This window comes from Pseudomonas sp. EA_15y_Pfl1_P101 (assembly GCF_963970835.1).
In the GTDB taxonomy this organism is placed as follows: domain Bacteria; phylum Pseudomonadota; class Gammaproteobacteria; order Pseudomonadales; family Pseudomonadaceae; genus Aquipseudomonas; species Aquipseudomonas tritici.
In genome coordinates this window covers 245,747-269,489 of sequence record NZ_CAXAPA010000002.1, presented here as the reverse complement: position 1 = coordinate 269,489, position 23,743 = coordinate 245,747, and the positions used below count along the sequence as shown (strand labels likewise).

Genomic DNA, 23,743 nt, shown 5'->3' with positions numbered 1-23,743 from the left:
CTGATCCGACTTAAGGACGGCCACTGCGGCGGTCCTGTTGAGGCCCTATTTAGGCCTTACAAAATGTTGCGCATGAACGAGCTGGCTAAAAAACAGTCTGTTACGCATCAAATTTTATTTACCGAAGCGCCCCTTGGCGCGTCGCTACCTTGAGATAGCCGTCTCCATGTTTGGTTCCAACGACGACAAGAAGACCCCAGCTGCGGCTGGCGAGAAGAAAGGCCTGTTCGGATGGCTGCGCAAAAAGCCGCAGGAAACCGTCGTCGAACAGCCGCAGGTTCAAGCTGAACCGATCCCTGACCCTATAGTAGAAGCCGAACCGGTCGCCGAAACGCCAGCGCCGGTGGTGTTGCCGATGGCTGAACCGGTGTTGCAGCCGGTGGCAGAGGGTGAGCCAGGGCCAGAGCACAAGCCGTGGCCTGAGTTGCCGGTGGCCGAAGAGCCTGTGGCGTTGGTTGAAGATGTGCAGGCCGAGCATGTGGCACCGCCGATTCCGGCTGTGGCTGCGCCGGTTGACATCGTGGTCGAAGCGCCGCCCGTCGTTGAAGTGCCTGCGCCAACGGTGGTCGAATCCCCGCCTGCCGCCGTCGAGCCCGAGCCTGTCGCTGACACTGCGCAAACCAGCAAAGCTGGCTTCTTCACCCGCCTCAAGCAAGGCCTGAGCAAAACCAGCGCCAGCATCGGCGAAGGCATGGCCAGCCTGTTCCTCGGCAAAAAAGTCATTGATGACGAACTGCTGGAAGACATCGAAACCCGTCTGCTCACCGCCGACGTGGGCGTCGAAGCTACTGCCGTAATCATCCAGAGCCTGACCCAGAAGGTAGCGCGCAAGCAGCTGACCGACGCCGACGCGCTCTACAAATCCCTCCAGGCAGAGCTGGCCGCCATGCTCAAACCGGTGGAAGCGCCGCTGGTGATCACCCCGAACAAGCCGTTCGTGATCCTGGTGGTGGGCGTCAACGGCGCCGGCAAGACCACCACCATTGGTAAATTGGCCAAGAAACTTCAGTCGGAAGGCAAGAAAGTCATGCTGGCCGCGGGCGATACCTTCCGTGCTGCAGCGGTTGAGCAGTTGCAGGTCTGGGGCGAGCGCAACAAGATCCCGGTCATCGCCCAGCACACCGGCGCCGATTCCGCCTCGGTTATCTTCGATGCCGTGCAAGCCGCCAAGGCGCGCAACATCGACGTGCTGATCGCCGATACCGCCGGTCGCCTGCACACCAAAGACAATTTGATGGAAGAACTGAAGAAAGTGCGCCGCGTGATCGGCAAGCTGGATGCAGACGCGCCGCACGAAGTGCTGCTGGTGCTCGACGCCGGTACCGGCCAGAACGCCATCAGCCAGGCCAAACAATTCAACCAGACGGTGCAACTGACCGGCCTGGCATTGACTAAGCTCGACGGCACGGCCAAGGGCGGTGTGATTTTCGCCCTGGCTAAACAGTTCGGGCTGCCGATTCGTTACATCGGCGTTGGTGAAGGCATCGACGACCTGCGCACCTTTGAAGCCGAACCCTTTGTACAGGCGCTCTTTGCCGAGCGGGAGCGTTCATGATTCGATTCGAACAGGTCGGTAAACGCTATGCCAACGGGCATGTCGGCTTGCATGAGCTGAGCTTTCGAGTGCGTCGCGGCGAATTCTTGTTTGTCACCGGCCATTCCGGTGCAGGCAAAAGTACCTTGCTGCGCCTGCTGCTGGCCATGGAGCGCCCAACCACCGGCAAACTGCTGCTGGCGGGTCAGGATCTGGCAACTATCAGCAATGCGCAGATTCCCTTCCTGCGCCGCCAGATCGGCGTGGTGTTCCAGAACCACCAGTTACTGTTCGATCGCACGGTGTTCAATAACATCGCGCTGCCGTTGCAGATCCTCGGGCTGTCCAAGGCCGAGATCGTCAAGCGCGTGGACTCGGCCCTTGAGCGCGTGGCGCTGTCTGACAAGACTGATCTCTACCCCGGCGACCTGTCCACCGGCCAGCAACAGCGTGTCGGCATCGCCCGCGCCATCGTGCATCGCCCGGCCTTGCTGCTGGCTGATGAACCCACCGGTAACCTCGACCCGCGACTGGCGGCCGAGATCATGGGGGTATTCGAAGACATCAACCGCCTGGGCACCAGCGTGCTGATCGCCAGCCACGACCTCGCGCTGATCGCGCGCATGCGCCATCGCATGCTGACCCTGCAACGCGGCCGCCTGATCGGTGACGGGGAGGCCGGCGTATGAGTGCAACACGCAGCCCTAAAGTCTCCGAGCGCGTGGCGCCGAAACCGGCCGACCCGCAACCGCAGAAGAAGAAAAAACACGACGAAGACGACGGCCCGGACTTCAGCACCTTGCTGCGCGCCTGGATTGAAAGCCATCGCGCCAGCCTGCTCGACAGCCTGCGTCGCCTGGGCAAGCAGCCGATCGGCAGTTTTTTCACCTGCCTGGTGATGGCTGTGGCGTTGAGCCTGCCGATGGGTTTGTCGTTGCTGCTCAATAATGTCGAGCGCCTGGGCGGTTCCTGGCAGCGCGCGGCGCAAATTTCCCTGTACTTGAACATCGACGCCAGCGCCAAAGACGGCGAGTCCCTGCGCGATGACATCAAGAATATGCCCGGCGTGGCGGAGGCTGAGTACATCAGCCGTGATCAGGCTCTTGAAGAGTTCCAGCAACAATCCGGCCTGGGCGAGGCGCTCAAGGAGCTGCCGCAGAACCCGCTGCCGGGCGTGGTTCTGGTAACACCGAACGAAGTCGATAAGCCGACGCTGGAAGCCCTGCGACAAAAACTCGCAGAGATGCCCAAGGTGCAACAGGCGCAACTTGATCTAGTCTGGGTTGAGCGGCTGGCGGCGATTCTGAAGCTGGGCGACCGGTTTGTGTTCGGGCTGACGGTGCTGTTGGTGTCTGCATTACTTTTGGTGATAGGTAATACCATTCGTCTTCATATTGAAAACCGTCGCATCGAGATAGAAGTGATTAAACTGGTCGGCGGCACGGACAGCTATGTGCGTCGTCCTTTTCTGTACATGGGCGCGCTTTATGGCTTCGGTGCCGGGATTTTGTCCTGGGGGGTGCTGGCGTTTGGCCTTGACTGGCTGAACGACGCGGTTGTCGGGCTTGCCGGACTTTATGGCAGTGATTTCGCCTTGGCCGGTGTGCCGGTCGCCGATGGTCTGAGCCTCTTGCTTGGCGCAGTACTGTTGGGGTATATCGGTGCCTGGATTGCGGTTGCACGGCATTTACGTGAGTTGGCACCGAAGTAGTTAATGCCAGATTAATGTGGTTACGTTGTATTGACCGTATCAGTGGTTTAGGGAACTTGTCCTACGGTTCCCGGTCAATTTTCGCAGTGCTGAACTGCACGAGTTATGTGAGTCGGAGGTTTTTTCGTATGACCACTTCTTTGCAACCTGCTTATGCCTTGGTGCCAGGTGCGAACCTGGAAGCCTATGTGCACACGGTGAACAGCATTCCATTGCTGACGCCTGAGCAGGAGCGTGAACTGGCCGAGAGTCTCTACTATGAGCAGGATTTGGGGGCGGCTCGGCAGATGGTGCTCGCCCACCTGCGTTTTGTCGTACATATCGCCCGTAGCTATAGCGGCTACGGCCTGGCCCAGGCTGACCTGATCCAGGAAGGCAACGTTGGCCTGATGAAGGCGGTCAAGCGCTTCAACCCTGAAATGGGTGTGCGCCTGGTGTCGTTTGCCGTCCACTGGATCAAGGCGGAAATCCACGAGTTCATCCTGCGCAACTGGCGCATTGTGAAAGTCGCGACCACCAAGGCCCAGCGCAAGCTGTTCTTCAACCTGCGCAGCCAGAAGAAACGCCTGGCGTGGCTGAATAACGAGGAAGTCCACCGTGTGGCCGAAAGCCTCGGCGTGGAGCCGCGTGAAGTGCGCGAGATGGAAAGCCGCCTGACCGGCCATGACATGGCCTTCGACCCGGCCGCCGAAGCGGACGACGACAGCGCCTTCCAATCGCCGGCCAACTACCTGGAAGATCACCGGTACGACCCGGCGCGTCAATTGGAGGATGCGGACTGGAGCGACAACTCCAACCACAACCTGCACGAAGCGTTGGAAGTGCTGGACGACCGCAGCCGTGACATCCTCTACCAGCGCTGGCTGGCGGAAGAAAAAGCCACGCTGCACGACCTGGCACAGAAGTACAACGTGTCGGCTGAGCGGATTCGTCAGCTTGAGAAAAGCGCGATGAATAAGCTGAAGTTGTCGATCGCCGCCTAAAACGCTGCGAAAAGCCAAAAAAATGCCCCGATCGAGAGATCGGGGCATTTTTGTTTGCATCTATTAACTGACCGTAGCCGCTGTCGAGAGAGGTTGGGTCAGTCGGACCAAGGCGCCTTGCGGGAGTTATTCAACTCAACCAGATAACCATCCCCACCCAACTGGCCCATCTGCTGCCGAATCCACGCCGCGCGCCTTGCCACATACGCCGTCGGATGGCTGGCACTCCAGACCCGAGGGTTAGGCAGTACGGCGGCCAAATAGCTGGCCTGTTGCCGAGAAAGCCCCTTGGCACTTACCCCAAAGTGATGCCGCGCTGCCGCTTCTGCGCCAAACACCCCTTCATCCCACTCAACGCTGTTGAGGTACACCTCAAGAATCCGCTGCTTGGGCCACAACACCTCGATCAGCCCGGTAAACCAAACCTCCAGGCCTTTGCGTAAATAACTGCGGCCGGCCCACAGGAACAGGTTTTTCGACACCTGCTGGCTCAACGTGCTGGCGCCGCGTATCGAACCGCCGCGCTCGTTGTGCTGGATCGCCGCCTGGATTGCGCCGAAATCAAAACCCCAGTGCTGCGGGAAGTGCTGGTCTTCACCGGCAATCACCGCCATTTTGAGGTCATCGGAGATCTCGTCCCACGGCACCCAGCTGCGCTGCAGGTCGATGGGCTCACCGTCAAGCCACGATTCGACCTTGCGCTCCACCATCAGCGCAGTGAAGGGCGGCGGGACGAAGCGAAACAGCAGGACCAACAGCACACTGCCGATGGCGAGCCATTTGACGACGTTGAGAAAGCGTTTGAAGAGGACACGCAGCATAGAGATGGCTTGGCCGAACCCGTTGAGCGGGCCATTATACAGACCCTGCCCGATGAGTCTGACTGGAGTTCCTCATGCTGCGTAGCTTTCTGATGCTGGCTGCCTTTTTCGGCTTCACCGGTGTCGCCCTTGGCGCCTTCGCCGCCCACGGCCTGAAGAACCGCCTGAGTGCCGAATACCTGGCGATCTTCCATACCGGTGTGACCTACCAACTGGTGCACACCCTGGCCCTGTTTGGCGTGGCACTGTTGGCCGCGCACATTCCTGGCCGGCTGGTCACCTGGGCGGGTATCTCCTTTGCCGTCGGCATCCTGCTGTTCTCCGGCAGCCTGTATGTGCTGACGATGACCGGTATCAGCAAGCTCGGCATCATCACGCCATTTGGTGGCCTGGCCTTTCTGCTCGGCTGGTTCTTTCTGGGGCTGGCGGCGTGGCGCTTGCAGCTTTAGACCGCTTGACGCTTGAAGCTGACCTTCAGGTCCCAATCGCGCTAGAATGCTGGCCCCTAAAAACGATGGCGGCCCCTGGCATGCGCATTCAGTTGAACGGCGAGTCCCTTGAACTGCCCGACGGTGAAACCGTTGCGGCCCTACTGACCCGTCTGGACCTGACCGGGCGTCGCGTCGCAGTGGAGCTCAACCTGGATATCGTCCCGCGTAGCCAGCACGCCGAGACCGCGCTCACCGACGGTGACCAGGTCGAAGTGGTCCACGCCATCGGCGGCGGCTAGTCGCGCAGCTTGCTGAATTCTGCAGAACCTCACCCCATTTCGAGGATTTCCCATGAGCATCGTTCGTAGCGACAAGCCCTTCGTCCTGGCCGGTCGTACCTACCAGTCCCGCCTGTTAGTGGGTACCGGCAAGTACCGCGACATGGAAGAGACCCGCCTGGCCATTGAAGCCTCGGGCGCCGAGATCGTCACCTTCGCCGTGCGCCGCACCAACCTCGGCCAGATCGAAGGCGAGCCGAACCTGCTCGAAGTGCTGTCGCCGGATCGCTACACCTTTTTGCCGAACACCGCCGGGTGCTACGACGCCATTGAAGCCGTGCGCACCTGCCGCCTGGCCCGTGAGCTGCTCGACGGCCATAATCTGGTGAAGCTGGAAGTGCTGGCCGACCAGAAAACCCTGTTTCCCAACGTGATCGAGACCCTCAAGGCCGCTGAAACGCTGGTCAAGGAAGGCTTCGACGTGATGGTCTACACCAGCGATGACCCGATCATCGCGCGCCAACTGGCCGAAATCGGCTGTATCGCCGTGATGCCGCTGGCCGGTCTGATCGGTTCCGGTCTGGGTATCTGCAATCCGTACAACCTGCAGATCATCCTTGAAGAAGCCAAGATTCCCGTGCTGGTCGACGCGGGCGTGGGCACTGCCTCCGACGCTACCATCGCCATGGAACTGGGCTGCGACGCAGTGCTGATGAACTCGGCCATCGCCCATGCCCAACAGCCAATCATGATGGCTGAAGCCATGAAACACGCCATCGTCGCGGGCCGCCTGGCGTACCTCGCCGGTCGCATGCCGAAAAAACTCTACGCCAGCGCCTCCTCGCCGCTGGATGGTCTGATCAAGTAAGAGCCATTGATGACTGAATCAAACGAAACGCCGAACACTCTGGACGACGCCGACGAGTCCAAGCACCGCCGCATCAAGAGTTTTGTGATGCGCGCCGGTCGCATGACCGAAGGCCAGCAAAAGGGCCTGGAGCAAGGCGCACCCTTGTTTGTGCTGCCCCTGGCCGACGCACCGGTGGATTACGACCAGGTGTTCGGCCGTTCGGCCCCGCGTTCCCTGGAAATCGGCTTCGGCATGGGCCACTCCCTGCTGGAAATGGCGGCAGCCTCGCCAGAACAGGATTTCATCGGTGTTGAAGTGCATCGCCCAGGTGTTGGCGCGTTGCTCAACGGCGTATTGACCCAAGGGTTGACCAACCTGCGGGTCTACGACTGCGACGCGATCGAAGTGCTCAACCGCTGCATCGCCGACAACAGCCTTGATCGGCTGATGCTGTTCTTCCCGGATCCTTGGCATAAATCCCGTCACCACAAGCGCCGTATCGTCCAGGCTTCCTTCGCGGAGCTGGTACGCAGCAAGCTCAAGGTCGGCGGCATCTTGCACATGGCCACCGACTGGGAACCGTACGCGGAATACATGCTGGAAGTCATGAACGTGGCCCCCGGCTACCGCAACCTGGCCGAAGACGGCAAATGCGTGCCACGCCCGGCTGAGCGCCCGATCACCAAGTTCGAACGTCGCGGCGAGCGATTGGGGCATGGGGTGTGGGATTTGAAGTTCGAAAAAATCGACTGAGTAGCACACGGTCAAAACTGTGGGAGCTGGCTTGTCGGATCGCGGCACCGCTGCGATGCAGACACCTCGGTGTATCAGTGATACCCAGGTGATGCTATCGCAGCGGTGCGGCGATCCGACAAGCCAGCTCCCACATTTGTTTTGTGTTGGGCTTTAGGTCAGCGGCGGTCTGCCACAACCCCAATCAACACCAGCACCACCACCAGCACCGGTGCCAGGCTGTAGTTATTGAACTGGCTCAACCCTCGCACAATCCACGGTGTGGCATAGATCAACGCCGCGCCGCTGCCGATCATGCACAGCAGCGCCATCAACGGGACGCGCAATGCGCCGGCGACGCTGCCCAGGCGGGCTTCTACCCAGCCTTTGATATCAGCGCCAAACAGCACCAGCAAACAGCCCACAAGGGCCAGGGATATTTCCGACAGGTTGCTGCGGCTCCAGCGGGATACGGTGGCGAGCAGGTCGAGTACCAAATCCATTCGATTTCCTTAGAGCGTCAGCTCAAAAACTTCTGCAGCAGGTCATTGAGAAAGAGTTGCCCGCGGTCGGTCGCCGCCAGGCGTGACGGTTCGACCTGCATTAAGCCGCTTTGTTCTGCATCCGTGCGTGCGTCATCCAGGCTTGCCAGATCGAGGCCGGTGCGCTCGGCGTAGAGCTTGGCTTCGACACCTTCGGTCAGGCGCAAAGCGTTCATCAGGAACTCAAACGGCAGTTCCTCGTTAGTCAGCTCTTTCGCCCCAGCCTGAAAGCTTTTGGCCGGGTTGAGGTAGTCCTTCGGCGCTCGCGTCTTCCAGGTGCGCACGATGCGCCCGTCCGGATGGCTGAGTTTGCCGTGGGCGCCGGCGCCGATGCCGATAAAGTCACCGAAGCTCCAGTAGTTCAGGTTATGCCGCGCCGGGCGACCTGGCTGGGCATAGGCCGAGACTTCATATTGCGCGTAACCGTGTTCAGCAAGCAGCGCCTGGCCCGCTTCCTGGATATCCCACAGCGTATCGTCTTCCGGCAGCGCGGGCGGCTGGTTCCAGAATACGGTGTTGGGCTCCAGGGTCAGTTGGTACCACGACAAGTGCGAGGGTTTGAGCGCGATGGCTTGGCGCAAATCGCTCAACGCGTCGTCCAGGGACTGATCGGGCAAACCGTGCATCAAATCCAGGTTGAAGTTATCAAACCCGGCCAGGCGCGCCATGCCCGCTGCACGCACGGCTTCATCACCATTGTGGATACGTCCCAGGGCCTGGAGCTTTTCCTGCTGGAAACTCTGGATGCCGATGGACAGGCGATTGATCCCCAGCTTGCGATAAGCCACGAATTTCTCTTGCTCGAACGTCCCTGGGTTGGCTTCCAGGGTGATCTCTATATCGCTGGCAAACCGGATGCGTGCTTCCACGCCCTCAAGCAAGCGGCCCAGCGCTGCGGCGCTGAACAGACTGGGCGTACCACCACCGAAGAAGATCGAACTCAGTTCGCGACCGTAAACCGCATACAGGTCCTGATCGAGATCGGCCAGCAAGGCGTCCACATAGTCTTCTTCCGGCAGCACCTTGCTGGCGGTGTGGGAGTTGAAGTCGCAATAGGGGCATTTGCGTACGCACCACGGGATGTGGATATACAGCGCCAGGGGCGGCAGCACAGGCAGGGCCGCCCGGGGTGTTTGCGCGCCGCCGTGGATCAGCGGCTGCGCGGAGGTGTTCTGGGTCATTTCAGGCTCAGGCGTTGGCGCAGCAAATCCATTGCGCGAGCGCGATGGCTGATCTGGTTCTTGTCGGCCGGGCTCAACTCGGCGCTCGAGACATTACGTTCCGGTACCCAGAACAGCGGGTCATAGCCAAAACCATGCTCACCGCTGGCCGCATGCAGAATGCGCCCGTGCCACAGGCCTTCGCACAGGATCGGCAATGGATCATCGGCATGTCGTACCAGGGCCAGCACACACACGAACTGCGCGCCGCGCATCGCGTCCGGTACATCCTTGAGGGCGTCGAGCAACTTGGCGTTGTTGGCCGCGTCGCCTTTGCCGTCGGCGTAACGTGCCGAGTAAATGCCAGGGGCGCCGCCGAGGAAGTCCACCGCCAGGCCCGAGTCATCCGCCAGCGCCGGCAGGCCGGAAATACGTGCCGCATTGCGTGCCTTGAGAATGGCGTTCTCGACGAAGGACAGGCCGGTCTCTTCCGGCTCCACCTGGCTGAACTCGCCAATCGAGCGCAATTGCACGGATTCGCTGAGCATCGCCTGGAGTTCTTTAAGCTTGCCGGCGTTGTGGCTGGCGAGTACGAGTTGGGTAAGGTTTATCATTGCGCCGGAAACAGTTCCTGGTTGAATTGGAAGCTATGGGCTTTGCCACCGGTTTCAACATTGATGGTAAACGTCTTGTATTCCCGCTGCGTCACGGCGTAAGGGGCGAGGTAGTTAATCCCGCCTTTTTCTTCGATTTGCTTGAACGTCAGTATCTCGCTCTTACCGCCCAAATCCTTGATGGTGCCCGTCACTTGCGCCGCCACTGGCGTCACACCCTTGATCACGGTTACGTTGATCAAACCCTTCTCCTTGCTGCGCACCACGCCGATCTTCTGGGCGGTTTCCGGTTGCAGGAAGCTGGAAGTGAAGGTGTTGTAGTGGACGGTGATATCGCCAAAGTCTTTCTTGCGATTTGCGTCGATAGCGTCCGCGGCCATGGCGCTGGCGCCCAGGCAAGCGGTCAATAGAAAAACAGCCAAACGACTCATGAACGTCCCTCTTGAAAGATGATTAGACGGCAATCTTGTGGTCGATCAGGCCAGGGCTGCTGACCCGGTAAATACCAATTTCGCCCAACAGGTTGGGCCATAGCTTACTCGCCCAGCCGTGGCGGTGCTGTTGATCGACGGCAAGGCGGTTGATCACTTTGGCTTCACGCTCGCTACACAAGGCTTCGAAGTCTTCGAAAGTGCAGAAGTGGATGTTCGGCGTGTTGTACCAGGTGTAGGGCAGGAAATCCGATACCGGCATGCGGCCCTTTGTGGCCAGGTACCAGCGGCAGCGCCAGTGACCGAAGTTGGGAAAGGTGATGATGCACTGGCGGCCGACGCGCAGCATTTCGTCGAGGATGCGATCCGGGTAGTGCACCGCCTGTAGCGCCTGGGTCATCACCACGATGTCGAAACTGTTGCTGGCAAAGTTGCCCAGGCCCTTGTCCAGGTCCTGTTCGATCACGTTAATGCCCTTGGCTACGCACTGGGCGATGTTGTCCGGGTCGTTTTCCAGGCCGTAGCCGGTGACTTGCTTGTTGTCCCGCAGCCAACTCAGCAGTTCCCCATCGCCGCAACCCAAGTCGAGCACGCGGCTGCCAGCGGGGATCCAGTCTTGGATGATTTCCAGGTCGGCTCTCATGGTGCTCTCACAAAGTTATGCGGTTCATGTAGTTGCTGAAGGCTTGCAGGTACCGCGGGATCGGAATCAGGAAGGCGTCATGGCCTTGCGGAGCATCGATCTCCAGGTAGCAGACGTCTTTGCGCGCAGCCATCAGCGCATCCACCAGCTCACGCGAGCGTGCCGGCGAGAAACGCCAGTCGGTGGTGAAGGACATCACGCAAAACATGGCCGTAGCGCCCTCGAAGGTTTTCGCCAGGTCGTCGTCGTGGTTGGCGGCCGGGTCGAAGTAGTCCAGGGCCTTGGTCATCAGCAAGTACGTATTGGCGTCGAAACGCCCCGAGAATTCCTCGCCCTGATAACGCAGGTAGCTCTCCACCTGGAACTCAACGCTGTGGAAGTCGTAGTTGAGCTTTTCGCTCTTGAGGCCACGGCCGAATTTTTCGCCCATGGAATCATCGGACAGGTAGGTGATGTGCCCGACCATGCGCGCCAGCATCAGGCCGCGCTTGGGAATCACACCCGCTTCCTGGAACGAACCGCCGTGGAACTCGGGGTCGGTAAGGATGGCCTGGCGCGCCACTTCGTTGAAGGCGATGTTCTGTGCCGACAACTTGGGGGCCGAGGCGATAGCCAGGCAATGGCGCACGCGATCCGGGTAGGTAATGGTCCATTGCAGCGCCTGCATGCCGCCCAGGCTGCCGCCGATCACCGCTGCCCATTGATCGACGCCCAACAGGTCGGCAAGACGCGCCTGGCTGTGCACCCAGTCTTCCACGGTGAGCACCGGGAAGTCGGCGCCGAACGGCTTGCCGGTTTCCGGGTTGATACTGCTCGGGCCAGTGGATCCGTTGCAGCCGCCGAGGTTGTTCAGGCTGACCACGAAGAACGTGTTTGTGTCGATGGGTTTGCCAGGGCCGATGCAACTGTCCCACCAGCCAGGCTTGCGCTCGTCGGCGGAGTGGAAACCGGCAGCGTGATGATGGCCGGACAGGGCGTGGCAGATCAGCACGGCATTGCTCGCCGTGGCGTTCAGTTGGCCGTAGGTTTCGTAGATCAGGTCATAGGCAGGCAGCGAACGTCCGCAGGCCAGGGCCAGCGGTTCGCTGAAGTGCGCCACTTGGGGCACGACCAGTCCAACAGAATCGGGGGGGAAGGCAGTTGGCATCGACCCTGCTCTCGTTTAAATGAGGCGTAAGTCTAAAGACCGCTGCACCTAGCGGCAAGCAAAGGCCTGTGCGGATTCAATTCAATAGGCAGATACAAAATGTGGGAGCTGGCTTGCCTGCGATACCGGCGTGCCAGTCAGCCAATCCGTTGACTGATACACCGCTGTCGCAGGTAAGCCAGCTCCCACACTTTACTGCGCCAAGTGTTAGATCAGCACTCGCAGGATGTCCGGCATTGACGTCATGGCCGCCAGGTTGTTGATCACCAGCATATCCAGCAACTTGAGCACCATGAACGCCAGGATCGGCGAGATATCCAGGCCGCCCAGGTTCGGCAGCAGCCTGCGGAACGGCGCCAGGGCCGGCTCGCAGATCTGGTTCACCAGCTCAGCGCCGGGGTTATGGCTACCCGGAGCGACCCAGGACAGGATCACGCTGATGATCAAAGCAAAGAAGAAGATCTTCAGGAACAGCGCGGTCACGCCGATGATTGCCCAGACCAGCAACTGGACGAAATTGCCGGTGGTGCCGTAGGTCAGCAGCAGGGTCAGCGCCATCAAGGCCAACTGCACCAGGATCGCCAGTACCAGCGACGACATGTCCAGGCCGAAAAGGCTCGGGATGATCCGGCGCAACGGCTTGAGCAGTGGCTGGGTGGCCTTGACGATGAACTGGCAGAGCGGGTTGTAGAAGTTCGCGCGCACCAGTTGCAGCACGAAGCGCATCAGCACGATCAGCAAATACAGACTGCCGATGGTTTGCAGCACGTAGACGGCTGCGGTGTTCAAACCAATCATGTTGGCTCCTTATTTGCCAAGTTGTTCGGCGAGTTCGGCCGAGCGGTGCGCAGCGGCGCCCAATGCTTTTTCGACCAGGGCTTCAAAGCCCCCGGCCTGGAACGATTCGATAGCCGCTTGTGTGGTGCCGCCGGGGGAGGTCACGCGACGGCGCAACTCGGCTGCGTCCACGTCGCTGGACACCGCCATATGTGCGGCGCCCAGGGCGGTCTGTTCAGCCAGCTGCTCGGCAACGTCCTTGGACAGGCCCAGTTTTACGCCGGCGGCGGTCATGGCTTCGATCAGCAGGAAGAAATACGCCGGGCCGCTGCCGGATACGGCGGTGACCGCGTCCAGTTGCTGCTCCTGTTCCAGCCACAGGGCGATGCCCACGGCGGACAGCAGCTCTTGGGCCTGGTCACGTTGTTCGGCGGTGACGTCAGCCGTTGCGTACAAACCGCTCACGCCCTGGCGCAGCAGGGATGGCGTATTCGGCATACAACGCACGATCGGCTGGTCGCCGAGCCATTGCTTCAGGCTGGCGCAGTTGATCCCGGCGGCGATGGACACCACCAGTTGCTGCGGTTGCAGGCTCGGGCGCAGGCTTTCGCACACGGCCTTCATGGCTTGCGGCTTGACTGCCAGCACGATCACATCGACGCCCTGGATGGCCTCAGCGTTGTCGGCAAAGGTTTCAATGCCGTGCTCGGCGCTGACGCGGGCACGGGTGTCGGCGCCCGGGTCGCTGGCGCGAATTTGCGCGCTGCCCAGGCCTTGGGCCCGTAGGCCACCGATCAGGCTGGCCGCCATGTTGCCGGCGCCGATAAAAGCTATACGCGTGTCTGTCATGACAGGTCCTTGGTTAAATAGAAGTCAGCCATTTTCAAGGCTGGCCGTAGTCGCGGGCGCCGAACAGGGCGGTACCGATCCGCACCCAGGTGGCGCCTTGGGCAATGGCCGACTCGAGGTCGTGGCTCATGCCCATGGAAAGTGTGTCCAACGGCAGGTTCAAACGGGCTTGCAGCTCGCGTACGGTGGCGAACGCCGCATCTTGGGCCGCCCGATCTTCAGTCGGCTCGGGGATCGCCATCAAGCCACGCAGCTTCAGGCGCGGCAAGGCGCTGATCGCATTGGCCAGGGCCGGCAGGTCGGCGGGTGTACAGCCGGACTTGCTGGCTTCGCCACTGACGTTGACCTGAATGCAGATATTCAGCGGCGGCAGGTTGGCCGGGCGCTGTTCGGACAAACGTTGAGCAATTTTCAAGCGGTCCACGGAATGCACCCAAGCGAAGTTCTCGGCGATCGCACGAGTCTTGTTCGATTGAATGGGGCCGATGAAGTGCCAACTCAAGGGCAAGTCGGTCAATTCCTCCTGTTTGCCCAACGCTTCCTGTAGATAGTTCTCGCCAAAATCGCGCATCCCGGCGGCATAGGCTTCGCGCACTGCGAGTGCGGGTTTGGTCTTGCTCACGGCCAGCAGGTGGATGCTGCTTGCGTCACGTTGCACGGCGTCGGCTGCGGCGCGGATGCGCTGGCTAACCATGCCGATGTTGTCTGCTATCGTCGACATTCAAGATGCGCCCGTGGATATGGAGTCCGCGGCATTCTACTGGAAATGGAAAGCCCTATGGATATCACTGAATTACTCACGGCCAGCGTGCGCCGTGGCGCCTCCGACCTGCATTTGTCAGCTGGCCTGGCGCCGATGTTGCGGGTGGATGGCGAGGTGTGGCCGCTGGATTGGCCGGTGCTCTCACCTACGCAAGTTGCGGACTTATTGAGACCCTTACTGAATCAGCACCAACAAAAGGATTTCGAAACATCTCTTGAAACGGATTTTGCTTTCGAGCTGCCCGACGTAGCGCGGTTCCGTGCGAATGTGTTCCAGCAGGACCGCGGCATGGGCGCCGTGTTTCGCACCATCCCCTCTGAGGTGCAGAGCCTGGAAAGCCTGGGCCTGGGGGATGTGTTTCAGCGTATCGCCCAGCTACCGCGCGGCTTGGTGTTGGTGACTGGCCCCACTGGCTCGGGCAAGTCCACAACCTTGGCGGCGATGATCGATTTTCTCAATAAGCATCGGCGTCAGCACATCCTCACGCTCGAAGACCCCATCGAGTTTATCCACACACCGAAAACGGCGTTGATCAACCAACGCCAGGTGCACCGCGACACCCATAGCTTTTCCACCGCACTGCGCTCGGCGCTACGGGAAGATCCTGACGTGATCCTGGTGGGTGAACTGCGCGACCTGGAAACCATCCGCCTGGCGCTGACGGCGGCGGAGACCGGGCACCTGGTCTTTGGCACACTGCACACCAGCTCGGCGGCGAAGTCCGTAGACCGGCTGGTGGATGTGTTCCCGTCCGGGGAAAAAGCCATGGTCCGCGCGATGCTGTCAGAGTCGTTGCAGGCGGTGGTGTCCCAAGTGCTGGTGAAGAAGATGGGCGGCGGGCGGGTGGCGGCTCACGAGATCATGCTGGGCACGCCGGCGATTCGGAATTTGATCCGCGAGGACAAGGTGGCGCAGATGGCCTCGGCGATCCAGACGGGTGGAGCGTTGGGGATGAAGACGCTGGATATGAGTTTGAAGGCGTTGGTCGGGGAGGGCGTGATCAGTCGGGAAGAGGCGCAGGGCAAGGCGAGGGTGCCTGCAGACATATGAGGTCTTGAAAACGATGTAAATAAAAGGTGGGAGCGAGCAAGCTCGCTCCCACCTTTTTACTGTATTTCAGCCTGAAATCAGCGCTGGACGATCCGCAAGTTGTTCTGCTCTTTAGGCAGAACCCGCTTGGCTACCACGTAGTTCTTATTCCAGAACGGCTTTTTCAGCGTGTCGATGCTGACCGATTTGCCACGGCGCGGCGCGTGGATAAAACGGTCATTGCCCAGGTAGATAGCAACGTGGTTCACCTTACGGCTCTTCAGTTTGAAGAACAACAGGTCACCCGGTTTCAGGTCCTTGCGATCAACCTTCTGCCCGTGGCCTGCGGCCATGGCATTGGACGTGCGCGGCAAGTCTACTGCTGCAACATCATTAAACGCATATTTCACCAAACCACTGCAGTCGAACCCTTTACTTGGGCTGCTACCGCCCCAACGATAAGGAGTACCGAGCACGTTGACGGCGCGGCTGAGGACGCTGCTGCTCTGCTTGGTGTTGACGCCTACCAGGCCCGGTACTGCTTTGCCGTTGTGGGCCTTGCTCAGTTGAGTTGGGCGGCTGACAGTCAGCTTTACCGACTTGGTAGTGCCTGGCGTGCTGTGGACTTTAGGGGTGAAACCGTTAACGTTAGGAAGTCGTTGCTCACGATTGGTGGCGTGGGCGGCCAGTGGCATTAATAGGCAAATGGTTAGCCATGTCTTGAAAAATGGTCGCATTAGGCGTGGCTCTTATGGGTTTGCGCGCAACTTTATAACAGGTTTTAGTGTCGTTCTCAGGCCGTTTGTCGACTGAACCTTGACGTCAAAATCAGGAAAAACGCGACGATTCGCCGCAATTGTCCTACACAAGGCAGGTGGCATAAGGCTTTCAGGGCAGGGAAGATACCATTTGCCGTACGTCGGGCGCCTGTAAAAAAGTCACAAAGAAAGTGAAAAATTTTTTCTATCGAGGCAAAAGAGGTACGCGATGAACACCTATCAGCAGATTGGCCAGCAACAAGACACCCACAGCAAGGTGATCGGTTACCTGTTGTGGATTTTCGGTTTTACCGGCGCGCATCGCTTCTATTACGGCAAGCCGGTGACCGGTACGATCTGGTTTTTCACCTTGGGCTTGCTGGGGATTGGCTGGCTGATCGACCTGTTCCTGATTCCGGCCATGGACCGTGAAGCGGACCTGCGTTTTACCGCCGGGCCTATCGAATACAACGTGGCGTGGATTCTGTTGGCGTTCCTGGGCGTATTTGGCGTGCACCGTATGTATCAGGGCAAATGGATCTCCGGCCTGATCTACCTGCTGACCGGCGGCTTGTTCCTGGTGGGCGTGCTGTATGACTTCTGGACGCTGAATACGCAGATTTCGATTCGTAATGCCGAGCGCAACGGCGGACGTTGAGTCTCTAGAGGCCGATACAAACTAACTGTGGGAGCGGGCTTGCTCCCACAGTTACTGTGCCCGCTCTAGACCGGCTTTAGGCCTGATAGCTGATCCGCCCATCCACCAAGGTGTAACGCACCGTTGCCGGCAAGCTATGCCCGATAAACGGGCAATTCTCACCTTTGGACAGCCAGTGCTCCCCAGCTACCGTGGAGCTGGCCGGATCAAACAGCACCAAGTCCGCCGCTGAACCCACCGCCAACTTACCCGCCGGTAAACGCAATGCCTCGGCCGGGCCGGCGCTCAGTCGCGTGAGCAACGTCGGCAAGTCCAGCAAACCCTCTTCCACCAGCGTCATCGCCAACGGCAGCAACAGCTCAACGCTGCTGATACCCGGCTCTGTCGCGCCGAACGGTGCCAACTTGGCATCGCGCTCGTGGGGCTGGTGGTGGCTGGAAATCGCCGAGATCACACCCGACTTCACCGCCGCGCGCAAACCATCACGGTCGGCACGGGTGCGCAGCGGCGGTTGCACGTGGTAGAGGCTGGAGAAGTCGATCAGCGCCTCATCGGTCAAAATCAGCTGATACAACGCCACATCCGCCGTCACCGGCAAGCCACGGGCCTGGGCCTGCGCAATCAGGGCCACACCGCGTGCGCTGGTCAGTTGGCTGAAGTGCGCACGCACACCGCTTTGTTCCACCAGCAGCAGGTCACGGGCCAGGGCCACGGTTTCGGCGGTTTCCGGAATGCCCGGTAAGCCGAGGAAGCTGGCCACGGCGCCTTCATGGGCCAGGCCGCCTTCGGCCAAGTCGTGGTCCTGGGAGTGGAAGATCACCGTCAGGTCGAAGGTGGCTGCGTATTCCAGGGCGCGGCACAGGGTGCGGGTACTGCGAAAGCTCTCCAAACCGTTGCCAAAGGCCACGCAACCGGCATCGCGCAGGGCGATCAGCTCGGCCAGTTGTTCGCCTTCCAGGCCTTTGCTCAGGGCGCCAATGGGGAACACTTTGCAATTGCCGGCCTCACGGGCGCGGTCCAGGATCAGCTCGGTCACCGCCGAAGTGTCCAGGACTGGCTTGGTGTGCGGCGGGCAGCACAGGCTGGTCACGCCACCGGCCGCAGCGGCGCGGGTTTCGCTGATGATGTTGCCCTTGCGACTGTAACCCGGCTCGCGCAGGGCGACGTTCAGGTCCACCAGGCCAGGCGCGGCCACCAGGCCTTTGGCATCGATGGTTTCAACCGCGCTGAAACCAGCAGGGGCCGCGCCAATGGCGATGATCTTGCCGGCTTCCAGGTGCAGATCGGTAACTTGATCCAGGCCACTGGCCGGATCGATAACGCGGGCGCCGAGAATGCTTAGCTTCACTGGGCGTTCTCCTGCTCGAATTGACGTTGCGCGGTTTGCCCGCTCATGGCCATGGACAACACCGCCATGCGCACGGCGATGCCGTAGGTCACTTGGTTGAGGATCACCGACTGGTTGCCGTCGGCCACCGCCGACTCAATCTCCACGCCGCGGTTGATCGGGCCGGGGTGCATCACGATGGCATCCGGCTTGGCGCCGGCCAGGCGTGCAGTGGTCAGGCCGAACAGGCGGTAGAACTCGCCTTCGCTTGGGAGCAGGCCGCCGGACATGCGTTCGCGTTGCAGGCGCAGCATGATCACCACGTCGACATCCTTGAGGCCTTCGGTCATGTCGGTGTAGACCTTCACGCCGTACTGCTCGATACCGATCGGCAGCAGGGTTTTCGGTGCGATCACGCGGATGTCCGGGCAACCCAGGGTTTTCAGGGCCAGCATGTTCGAGCGCGCCACCCGCGAGTGCAGGATGTCGCCGACGATGGCCACCGAGAGGTTTTCAAAGCTGCCCTTGTGCCGACGGATGGTGAGCATGTCGAGCATGCCCTGGGTCGGGTGGGCGTGACGGCCGTCGCCGCCGTTGATGATCGCTACCTGCGGGCACACGTGCTCGGCGATGAAATGCGCGGCGCCGGAATCGCCGTGGCGCACCACGAACATGTCAGCGGCCATGGCTTCCAGGTTGCGCAGGGTGTCGAGCAGGGTCTCGCCCTTGCTCGCCGACGAGGTCGACACGTTCAGCGTGATCACGTCGGCCGACAGTCGCTGGGCCGCCAGCTCAAAGGTGGTACGGGTGCGCGTGGAGTTTTCGAAGAACACATTGCAGATGGTCTTGCCGCGCAGCAGCGGGACCTTCTTCACCGCGCGGCCGCCGACTTCGAGGAACGAGTCAGCGGTGTCGAGGATTTCGGTGAGCAGTTCGCGGGGCAAACCGTCGAGGGACAAGAAATGTTGCAGCTGGCCCTGAGCATTGAGCTGCAGCGGGCGCTTGGCATCTAGAGGCGTCATCGCGGGGACTCTGTACAAGGCGGTTTAAAGGGCAAGGTCTTGCAGTTCGAGTTCGAGCGGCGTGGGACCGGACAATTTTACCCGCTGGTGGGCTTCCAGCGACAGTGTGGCGCCGACCACATCCGGGCTGATCGGCAATTCGCCGGCTTCCAGGTCCAACAGGCACACCAGTGTCACGCTGGCCGGGCGACCGTAGTCGAACAGTTCGTTCAGGGCGGCGCGAATGGTGCGGCCGCTCATCAGCACGTCATCGATCAGCACCAGATGCTGGCCTTCGATCTCGAAGGGCAGGGCCGACGGGCGCACTTGCGGGTGTAGGCCGTTCTGGCTGAAGTCATCGCGGTAGAAGGACACGTCCAGGGTGCCCAGGGGCGAATCGCTGCCGAGCTCTTCCAGCAGTGCCTGGGCCACCCACACACCGCCAGTGCGAATACCGATGAAACGCGGTTCGCTGATGGCGCGGAGTTGCAGATGGGCCGTGAGGCTTTTGGCCATCTGGCTGATCAGTTCGGCGGGGTTCGGCAAGCTCATGGTGGCTCCTTCAAGGCCTGGCGGGGGCAAGGTCCGGGCGTAAACGTAAAAAGACGCGGCAAGCCGCGTCAGTCAGGATTCAAATAAAGCTGTGTTTTCGTCCAGCCAACCCTGCAGCAGCAGGGCGGCGGCGATGGCGTCCACGGGGTTGTCGCGGTAGCTGCCTTTCTGCCCGCCACGGTCGCGTCGCTCGCCCTTGGCTTCAAAGGTGGTCAGGCGCTCGTCGTGGGTATAGAAGGGGATGTTGTAGCGGCCATTGAGGCGGCGTGCGAACTTTTCGGCGCGCAGGCACATGTCGCTGGGCGTGCCATCCATATTCAAAGGCAAGCCGACCACCACTGCGTCGGGCTTCCACTCTTTAATGAGGGCCTCGACCTGGTTCCAGTCCGGGATGCCGTTCTGGGCCTTGAGGGTGCACAGCTCGCGGGCCTGCCCGGTAATCACCTGGCCGACTGCTACGCCGATCTGTTTGGTGCCGTAGTCAAAGCCGAGGATCAGACGCAAGGCCATCAGGCGTGCCCCGCCTGGCTGGTCAGCAGGCTGAGGTTGACCCGCAGCTTCGCCGCCGCAGCTTCCAGGCGCAGTTCGCTGGGGGTGTTGAAGAGGATATCGGCGTCAAAGGGGCAGGTCAGCCAGGCATTGCTCGCCAACTCAGCTTCCAGTTGTCCGGCTTCCCAGCCCGCATAGCCCAGGGTGATCACGTTTTGCTCGGGGCCAGCGCCGTCAGCGATGGCGAACAACACGTCCTGAGAGGTCGACAGCGACACGCCTTCCAGGTCGACCGTGGCCTGGAACTTCGGCCCGGTGGGGTGCAGTACAAAACCGCGGTCGGTCTGCACCGGCCCACCGATGTAGATCGGCACGTCCTGGCAACGGGCCGGCGGGTCGACGTCCGGTCGCAGTTGTTCGAGGATATCCGCCAGGTTCAGCTCTTGCGGGCGGTTTACCACGAGTCCCATAGCACCATTGGCCGTGTGCTCGACAATGTAGGTCAAGGTTTGCGCAAAGTTCAGGTCGGCCATATGGGGCATGGCGATCAGGAATTGGTGCTTGAGGTAGGTCGGGCTTACGTTTTTCATGTCCGCTAGTGTGGCGTTGGAGGGGCGAACTGACAAGCTGGCGATGTGCCGGATCCGGCAATTGTCATCAATTGCTGGAAAGCCGATCGCCCTTGGCGAACTTCCAGGTGCGGATGATTTCCAGGCGGTCAACGTCATTCAAATCCCCGCTGAACGGGGCAAACGGTGCAGCCAGGCGCACGATGCGCTGGGCAGCCTGGTCCAGCAATGGCTGGCCGGAGGACTCCAGAACCTGCACTTCATATAACGTACCGTCACGGTTGATCGACACCAGTAAGCGCAAATTGCCATAGATCTGCTGGCGCCTTGCCTCATCCGGGTAGTTGAGGTTACCGATACGCTCAACCTTCCTGCGCCACTCGTCCTTATACCAGGCACCTTTGTCGCGCCTGGTCGAGGCGGCGTTCAACCGGTAGATACGCGGGCGCTTGGCGTACAACTGCTGCTCGTTGGCCAGCTCCGCTTCCAGGCTGGAAATTTCATCGGTCAGCGTCGAGCTGTCGAACGTCGGCGCCGGCTTGACGGGCTCGGGTTTCGGTTCGGTCTTGATCTTCTCGCGCTGGGTCGGGGCTTTTTGCGGTTTGGGTGCGACGGTAGTCACCGCAGGCTTGGGTGCGGCTTGCTTGACCTCGGGCTTAGGCGTCGGCGGCGGACCGACTTTATTCACCTTGTTGTCCTGGAACGGCGCCACTTCGGTGGTCTTGGGCACGGCTTTCTTGTCCAGGGTGCCGCTGCCTTGCTGGTTGTCCTGGGCGAGAAAGTCGGCCTTCTCGGGCGTCTTTTCGCTCTTGAACGTGGCGAGGGTGATTTCCAGGGTTTTGCTGATCTGCTTGGGTTCGACCATCGTGAACCCCACGCCGAGGATCAGGGCCAGGTGAATCAGTGCCGCCAGGAACAGGGTAAATCCGAGCCGATCAGCCGGGCGCACGCCGCTAGGCGAGAGTTCGGGGGGCAGTTCGGACGGGAGTGTCATGACAAAAAACCAACATCGCGCGTTTCACAGGTGGCACATGATAACGCAATGTTGGTATGTGTCCGGCTGTTCTATGTCACTTGGCTTGTAGCTTGCGCTCAATGGCGGCCATCAGCATTTCGCCGATGTTCGTGCCAAATGCATTGTCGATCTCGCGGATACAGGTCGGGCTGGTGACGTTGATTTCAGTCAGGTTCTCACCGATCACGTCCAGGCCGACAAACAGCAAGCCCTTTTCACGCAGTGTTGGACCAACTTGGGAGGCGATCCAACGGTCCTTGTCCGACAAAGGCCGTGCTTCACCACGCCCACCGGCCGCCAGGTTGCCACGGGTCTCGCCGGCTGCCGGGATGCGCGCCAGGCAGTAATCCACCGGCTCGCCGTCGATCATCAGGATGCGCTTGTCGCCGTCCTTGATCGCCGGAATATAGGCCTGGCCCATGATCTGCTGGGTGCCCAGGGCGGTCAGGGTTTCCAGGATCACCGACAGGTTCGGGTCGCCCGCGCGGTGACGGAAGATCGAGGTGCCGCCCATGCCGTCCAACGGCTTGAGAATCACATCGCCATGTTTAGCGGCAAATTCACGCAGCACATCGGCGCGGCGGCTGACCACGGTCGGCGGCGTGCACTGCGGGAACAGCGTGGCGAACAGCTTTTCATTGCAGTCGCGCAGGCTCTGCGGCTTGTTGACGATCAGCACGCCAGCGCGTTCGGCCTGCTCCAGCAGGTAGGTGGAGTACACGAATTCCATGTCGAACGGCGGGTCCTTGCGCATCAGGATCACGTCCAGATCGCTCAACGGGCTGTCGATTTCATCTTGCAACTCGAACCACTTCTGCGGGTTGGCAAACACCTGCAGCGGGCGCATGCGCGCGCGGGCTTCGCCGTCGCCTTGGTAAAGATCGCGCTGCTCCATATAGAACAACGTCCAGCCGCGGGCCTGGGCGGCCAGGAGCATGGCCAGCGAGCTGTCCTTTTTATAGGAAATGCTGGCGATAGGGTCCATGACAATGCCGACGCGAACGCTCATGGGGGATTTCCTCTAACAAATAAGGGCACACAAAAGTGGCGTCAGAGTGGCGCTGCGGCTGTTGTGGGTCAAGGAAAAACCACCCGGCCGGTTGCTCGATAGATTGCGCCCGGAGACTGTGCTAAAAAGACTGCCACAGCGCAGCAGCCCTTGAATTCCAAGGCTTGCGGCGTTCATCCTGTGCAACATCAGACAGTACACACCGAAAACCGATTCGCTGTGGCGATGGCAGAGCAGATATGGAACAGCAATCCAACGCCTTGAGAGTGATGGTGATCGACGATTCGAAGACGATCCGCCGCACCGCCGAGACCCTGTTGAAGAACGTGGGGTGCGATGTCATCACGGCCATCGACGGTTTTGATGCCCTGGCCCGGATTGTTGATCATCACCCGCACATTATTTTTGTCGACATCATGATGCCGCGCCTGGATGGCTATCAGACTTGCGCGCTGGTGAAGAACAACCCGGCGTTCAAGTCGATCCCGGTGATCATGTTGTCCTCCAAGGACGGCCTGTTCGACAAGGCCAAGGGCCGTACCGTGGGTGTCGATCAGTTTTTGACCAAGCCTTTCAGCAAGGAAGAACTGCTGGGCGTGATCAAGGCCTACGTGCCTGCCTTCGCCGCAGTAGAACAAGCACACTGACGCCGCCTCACAAGGGCCGGTGTCCACCTATGTAGTGGGGAAAACCATGGCACGTGTTCTGATCGTCGACGATTCGCCGACCGAAATGTACAAACTCACCGGCATGCTGGAAAAGCACGGCCACCAGGTCCTCAAGGCTGAGAACGGTGCGGACGGCGTGGCCCTGGCCCGCCAGGAAAAACCCGACGCCGTGCTGATGGACATCGTGATGCCGGGCCTCAATGGCTTCCAGGCCACGCGCCAGCTGTCCAAGGAGCCGGAAACCAACGGCATCCCGATCATCATCATCACCACCAAGGACCAGGAAACCGACAAGATCTGGGGGGCACGCCAGGGCGCCAAGGACTACCTGACCAAGCCGGTCGATGAAGAAACGCTGATCGCCACCCTGAACAAGGTGCTGGCCGGCTGACGGTACGCGAT

Annotated in this window: 30 protein-coding genes; 12 read left to right on the top strand and 18 right to left on the bottom strand. The window is 60.5% G+C overall.

What is annotated here, in order from left to right; genetic code table 11:
- Window positions 1-166: 166 nt before the first annotated feature.
- The 4 genes from ftsY (at window position 167) to rpoH (ending at window position 4,228) form a co-directional block, all read left to right on the top strand.
- The gene (gene ftsY, locus AACY36_RS03610; RefSeq protein WP_339415456.1) at window positions 167-1,555 is read left to right on the top strand and encodes a signal recognition particle-docking protein FtsY; all 1,389 of its coding nucleotides are present in this window, start codon (window positions 167-169) and stop codon (window positions 1,553-1,555) included.
- A complete protein-coding gene (ftsE, locus tag AACY36_RS03605; protein WP_003213784.1) occupies window positions 1,552-2,223 on the top strand; it encodes a cell division ATP-binding protein FtsE in 672 nt (223 codons plus the stop codon). Before ftsY ends, ftsE begins: the two co-directional genes overlap by 4 nt.
- On the top strand, window positions 2,220-3,245 hold the full coding sequence (gene ftsX / locus AACY36_RS03600; RefSeq protein WP_339415248.1) for a permease-like cell division protein FtsX: 1,026 nt from the start codon (window positions 2,220-2,222) through the stop codon (window positions 3,243-3,245). Before ftsE ends, ftsX begins: the two co-directional genes overlap by 4 nt.
- A 128-nt stretch (window positions 3,246-3,373) precedes the next feature.
- Window positions 3,374-4,228 (top strand): RNA polymerase sigma factor RpoH, encoded by an 855-nt coding sequence (gene rpoH, locus AACY36_RS03595; RefSeq protein ID WP_003176698.1) that lies wholly within the window; start codon window positions 3,374-3,376, stop codon window positions 4,226-4,228.
- A 98-nt stretch (window positions 4,229-4,326) separates the two neighbouring features.
- On the opposite strand, the gene mtgA is transcribed toward rpoH, so the two are convergent.
- Complete coding sequence (gene mtgA / locus AACY36_RS03590) at window positions 4,327-5,049, bottom strand: monofunctional biosynthetic peptidoglycan transglycosylase (protein ID WP_339415249.1); 723 nt, start codon at window positions 5,047-5,049, stop codon at window positions 4,327-4,329.
- Between the two features lie 74 nt (window positions 5,050-5,123).
- Here mtgA and AACY36_RS03585 point away from each other — a divergent pair, with 74 nt between their 5' ends.
- The 4 genes from AACY36_RS03585 to trmB all read left to right on the top strand — a co-directional run bounded on the left by AACY36_RS03585 (window position 5,124) and on the right by trmB (window position 7,361).
- Window positions 5,124-5,498 carry a DUF423 domain-containing protein gene (locus AACY36_RS03585; protein ID WP_339415250.1) on the top strand — a complete coding sequence of 125 codons (375 nt, stop codon included), beginning with the start codon at window positions 5,124-5,126 and terminating at the stop codon, window positions 5,496-5,498.
- Window positions 5,499-5,578: 80 nt separating this feature from the next.
- On the top strand, window positions 5,579-5,779 hold the full coding sequence (thiS, locus tag AACY36_RS03580) for a sulfur carrier protein ThiS (RefSeq protein ID WP_163003275.1): 201 nt from the start codon (window positions 5,579-5,581) through the stop codon (window positions 5,777-5,779).
- A 52-nt stretch (window positions 5,780-5,831) separates the two neighbouring features.
- The gene (locus AACY36_RS03575) at window positions 5,832-6,626 is read left to right on the top strand and encodes a thiazole synthase (protein WP_032884143.1); all 795 of its coding nucleotides are present in this window, start codon (window positions 5,832-5,834) and stop codon (window positions 6,624-6,626) included.
- A gap of 9 nt (window positions 6,627-6,635) precedes the next feature.
- Entirely contained in the window at window positions 6,636-7,361 is a 726-nt protein-coding gene (gene trmB, locus AACY36_RS03570) for a tRNA (guanosine(46)-N7)-methyltransferase TrmB (protein WP_339415251.1), read from the top strand.
- A gap of 158 nt (window positions 7,362-7,519) precedes the next feature.
- On the opposite strand, the gene AACY36_RS03565 is transcribed toward trmB, so the two are convergent.
- The 9 genes from AACY36_RS03565 to AACY36_RS03525 all read right to left on the bottom strand — a co-directional run bounded on the left by AACY36_RS03565 (window position 7,520) and on the right by AACY36_RS03525 (window position 14,224).
- The gene (locus AACY36_RS03565; RefSeq protein WP_010207241.1) at window positions 7,520-7,843 is read right to left on the bottom strand and encodes a DUF3392 domain-containing protein; all 324 of its coding nucleotides are present in this window, start codon (window positions 7,841-7,843) and stop codon (window positions 7,520-7,522) included.
- A gap of 17 nt (window positions 7,844-7,860) precedes the next feature.
- A complete protein-coding gene (gene hemW / locus AACY36_RS03560) occupies window positions 7,861-9,063 on the bottom strand; it encodes a radical SAM family heme chaperone HemW (RefSeq protein WP_339415252.1) in 1,203 nt (400 codons plus the stop codon).
- Window positions 9,060-9,656, bottom strand: a complete 597-nt coding sequence (rdgB, locus tag AACY36_RS03555) for an RdgB/HAM1 family non-canonical purine NTP pyrophosphatase (RefSeq protein WP_339496758.1) — start codon at window positions 9,654-9,656, stop codon at window positions 9,060-9,062. The genes hemW and rdgB overlap by 4 nt, the downstream gene beginning before the upstream one ends.
- Entirely contained in the window at window positions 9,653-10,087 is a 435-nt protein-coding gene (locus AACY36_RS03550; protein ID WP_339415254.1) for a DUF4426 domain-containing protein, read from the bottom strand. The genes rdgB and AACY36_RS03550 overlap by 4 nt, the downstream gene beginning before the upstream one ends.
- A gap of 22 nt (window positions 10,088-10,109) precedes the next feature.
- Complete coding sequence (metW, locus tag AACY36_RS03545; protein ID WP_339415255.1) at window positions 10,110-10,730, bottom strand: methionine biosynthesis protein MetW; 621 nt, start codon at window positions 10,728-10,730, stop codon at window positions 10,110-10,112.
- A gap of 7 nt (window positions 10,731-10,737) precedes the next feature.
- Window positions 10,738-11,877 carry a homoserine O-succinyltransferase MetX gene (gene metX / locus AACY36_RS03540; protein WP_339496757.1) on the bottom strand — a complete coding sequence of 380 codons (1,140 nt, stop codon included), beginning with the start codon at window positions 11,875-11,877 and terminating at the stop codon, window positions 10,738-10,740.
- Window positions 11,878-12,084: 207 nt separating this feature from the next.
- Complete coding sequence (locus tag AACY36_RS03535) at window positions 12,085-12,675, bottom strand: YggT family protein (RefSeq protein WP_339415257.1); 591 nt, start codon at window positions 12,673-12,675, stop codon at window positions 12,085-12,087.
- A gap of 9 nt (window positions 12,676-12,684) precedes the next feature.
- Entirely contained in the window at window positions 12,685-13,503 is an 819-nt protein-coding gene (gene proC, locus AACY36_RS03530; RefSeq protein ID WP_339415258.1) for a pyrroline-5-carboxylate reductase, read from the bottom strand.
- A gap of 34 nt (window positions 13,504-13,537) precedes the next feature.
- On the bottom strand, window positions 13,538-14,224 hold the full coding sequence (locus AACY36_RS03525; RefSeq protein WP_339496755.1) for a YggS family pyridoxal phosphate-dependent enzyme: 687 nt from the start codon (window positions 14,222-14,224) through the stop codon (window positions 13,538-13,540).
- A 57-nt stretch (window positions 14,225-14,281) separates the two neighbouring features.
- On the opposite strand from AACY36_RS03525, the gene AACY36_RS03520 reads away from it, so the two are divergent.
- Window positions 14,282-15,316, top strand: coding sequence for a type IV pilus twitching motility protein PilT (locus tag AACY36_RS03520; protein WP_339496753.1), 1,035 nt, complete (start codon window positions 14,282-14,284; stop codon window positions 15,314-15,316).
- Between the two features lie 77 nt (window positions 15,317-15,393).
- Here the strand turns inward: AACY36_RS03520 and AACY36_RS03515 are convergent, their stop codons facing one another.
- Window positions 15,394-16,032 carry a C40 family peptidase gene (locus tag AACY36_RS03515; protein ID WP_339415261.1) on the bottom strand — a complete coding sequence of 213 codons (639 nt, stop codon included), beginning with the start codon at window positions 16,030-16,032 and terminating at the stop codon, window positions 15,394-15,396.
- 250 nt (window positions 16,033-16,282) lie between these two features.
- Between AACY36_RS03515 and AACY36_RS03510 the strand changes: the two genes are divergently transcribed.
- Complete coding sequence (locus tag AACY36_RS03510; RefSeq protein ID WP_370467849.1) at window positions 16,283-16,711, top strand: NINE protein; 429 nt, start codon at window positions 16,283-16,285, stop codon at window positions 16,709-16,711.
- A gap of 76 nt (window positions 16,712-16,787) precedes the next feature.
- Here the strand turns inward: AACY36_RS03510 and AACY36_RS03505 are convergent, their stop codons facing one another.
- The 7 genes from AACY36_RS03505 to gshB all read right to left on the bottom strand — a co-directional run bounded on the left by AACY36_RS03505 (window position 16,788) and on the right by gshB (window position 22,673).
- Entirely contained in the window at window positions 16,788-18,059 is a 1,272-nt protein-coding gene (locus AACY36_RS03505) for a dihydroorotase (RefSeq protein WP_339415262.1), read from the bottom strand.
- A complete protein-coding gene (locus AACY36_RS03500) occupies window positions 18,056-19,060 on the bottom strand; it encodes an aspartate carbamoyltransferase catalytic subunit (RefSeq protein WP_049711114.1) in 1,005 nt (334 codons plus the stop codon). The genes AACY36_RS03505 and AACY36_RS03500 overlap by 4 nt, the downstream gene beginning before the upstream one ends.
- A gap of 24 nt (window positions 19,061-19,084) precedes the next feature.
- Window positions 19,085-19,591: a bifunctional pyr operon transcriptional regulator/uracil phosphoribosyltransferase PyrR gene (gene pyrR, locus AACY36_RS03495; RefSeq protein ID WP_339415263.1), complete on the bottom strand. Its 507-nt coding sequence runs from the start codon at window positions 19,589-19,591 to the stop codon at window positions 19,085-19,087.
- A 72-nt stretch (window positions 19,592-19,663) separates the two neighbouring features.
- A complete protein-coding gene (gene ruvX / locus AACY36_RS03490) occupies window positions 19,664-20,101 on the bottom strand; it encodes a Holliday junction resolvase RuvX (protein WP_003176676.1) in 438 nt (145 codons plus the stop codon).
- Window positions 20,101-20,670, bottom strand: a complete 570-nt coding sequence (locus tag AACY36_RS03485; RefSeq protein WP_339415264.1) for a YqgE/AlgH family protein — start codon at window positions 20,668-20,670, stop codon at window positions 20,101-20,103. The genes ruvX and AACY36_RS03485 overlap by 1 nt, the downstream gene beginning before the upstream one ends.
- A gap of 67 nt (window positions 20,671-20,737) precedes the next feature.
- Window positions 20,738-21,643, bottom strand: coding sequence for an energy transducer TonB (locus AACY36_RS03480; RefSeq protein WP_339415265.1), 906 nt, complete (start codon window positions 21,641-21,643; stop codon window positions 20,738-20,740).
- Between the two features lie 76 nt (window positions 21,644-21,719).
- Window positions 21,720-22,673 (bottom strand): glutathione synthase, encoded by a 954-nt coding sequence (gene gshB / locus AACY36_RS03475; RefSeq protein WP_049711118.1) that lies wholly within the window; start codon window positions 22,671-22,673, stop codon window positions 21,720-21,722.
- A gap of 239 nt (window positions 22,674-22,912) precedes the next feature.
- Here gshB and pilG point away from each other — a divergent pair, with 239 nt between their 5' ends.
- On the top strand, window positions 22,913-23,320 hold the full coding sequence (pilG, locus tag AACY36_RS03470) for a twitching motility response regulator PilG (RefSeq protein ID WP_339415266.1): 408 nt from the start codon (window positions 22,913-22,915) through the stop codon (window positions 23,318-23,320).
- A 46-nt stretch (window positions 23,321-23,366) separates the two neighbouring features.
- Window positions 23,367-23,732 carry a twitching motility response regulator PilH gene (gene pilH / locus AACY36_RS03465; protein WP_014720320.1) on the top strand — a complete coding sequence of 122 codons (366 nt, stop codon included), beginning with the start codon at window positions 23,367-23,369 and terminating at the stop codon, window positions 23,730-23,732.
- Window positions 23,733-23,743: the final 11 nt, after the last annotated feature.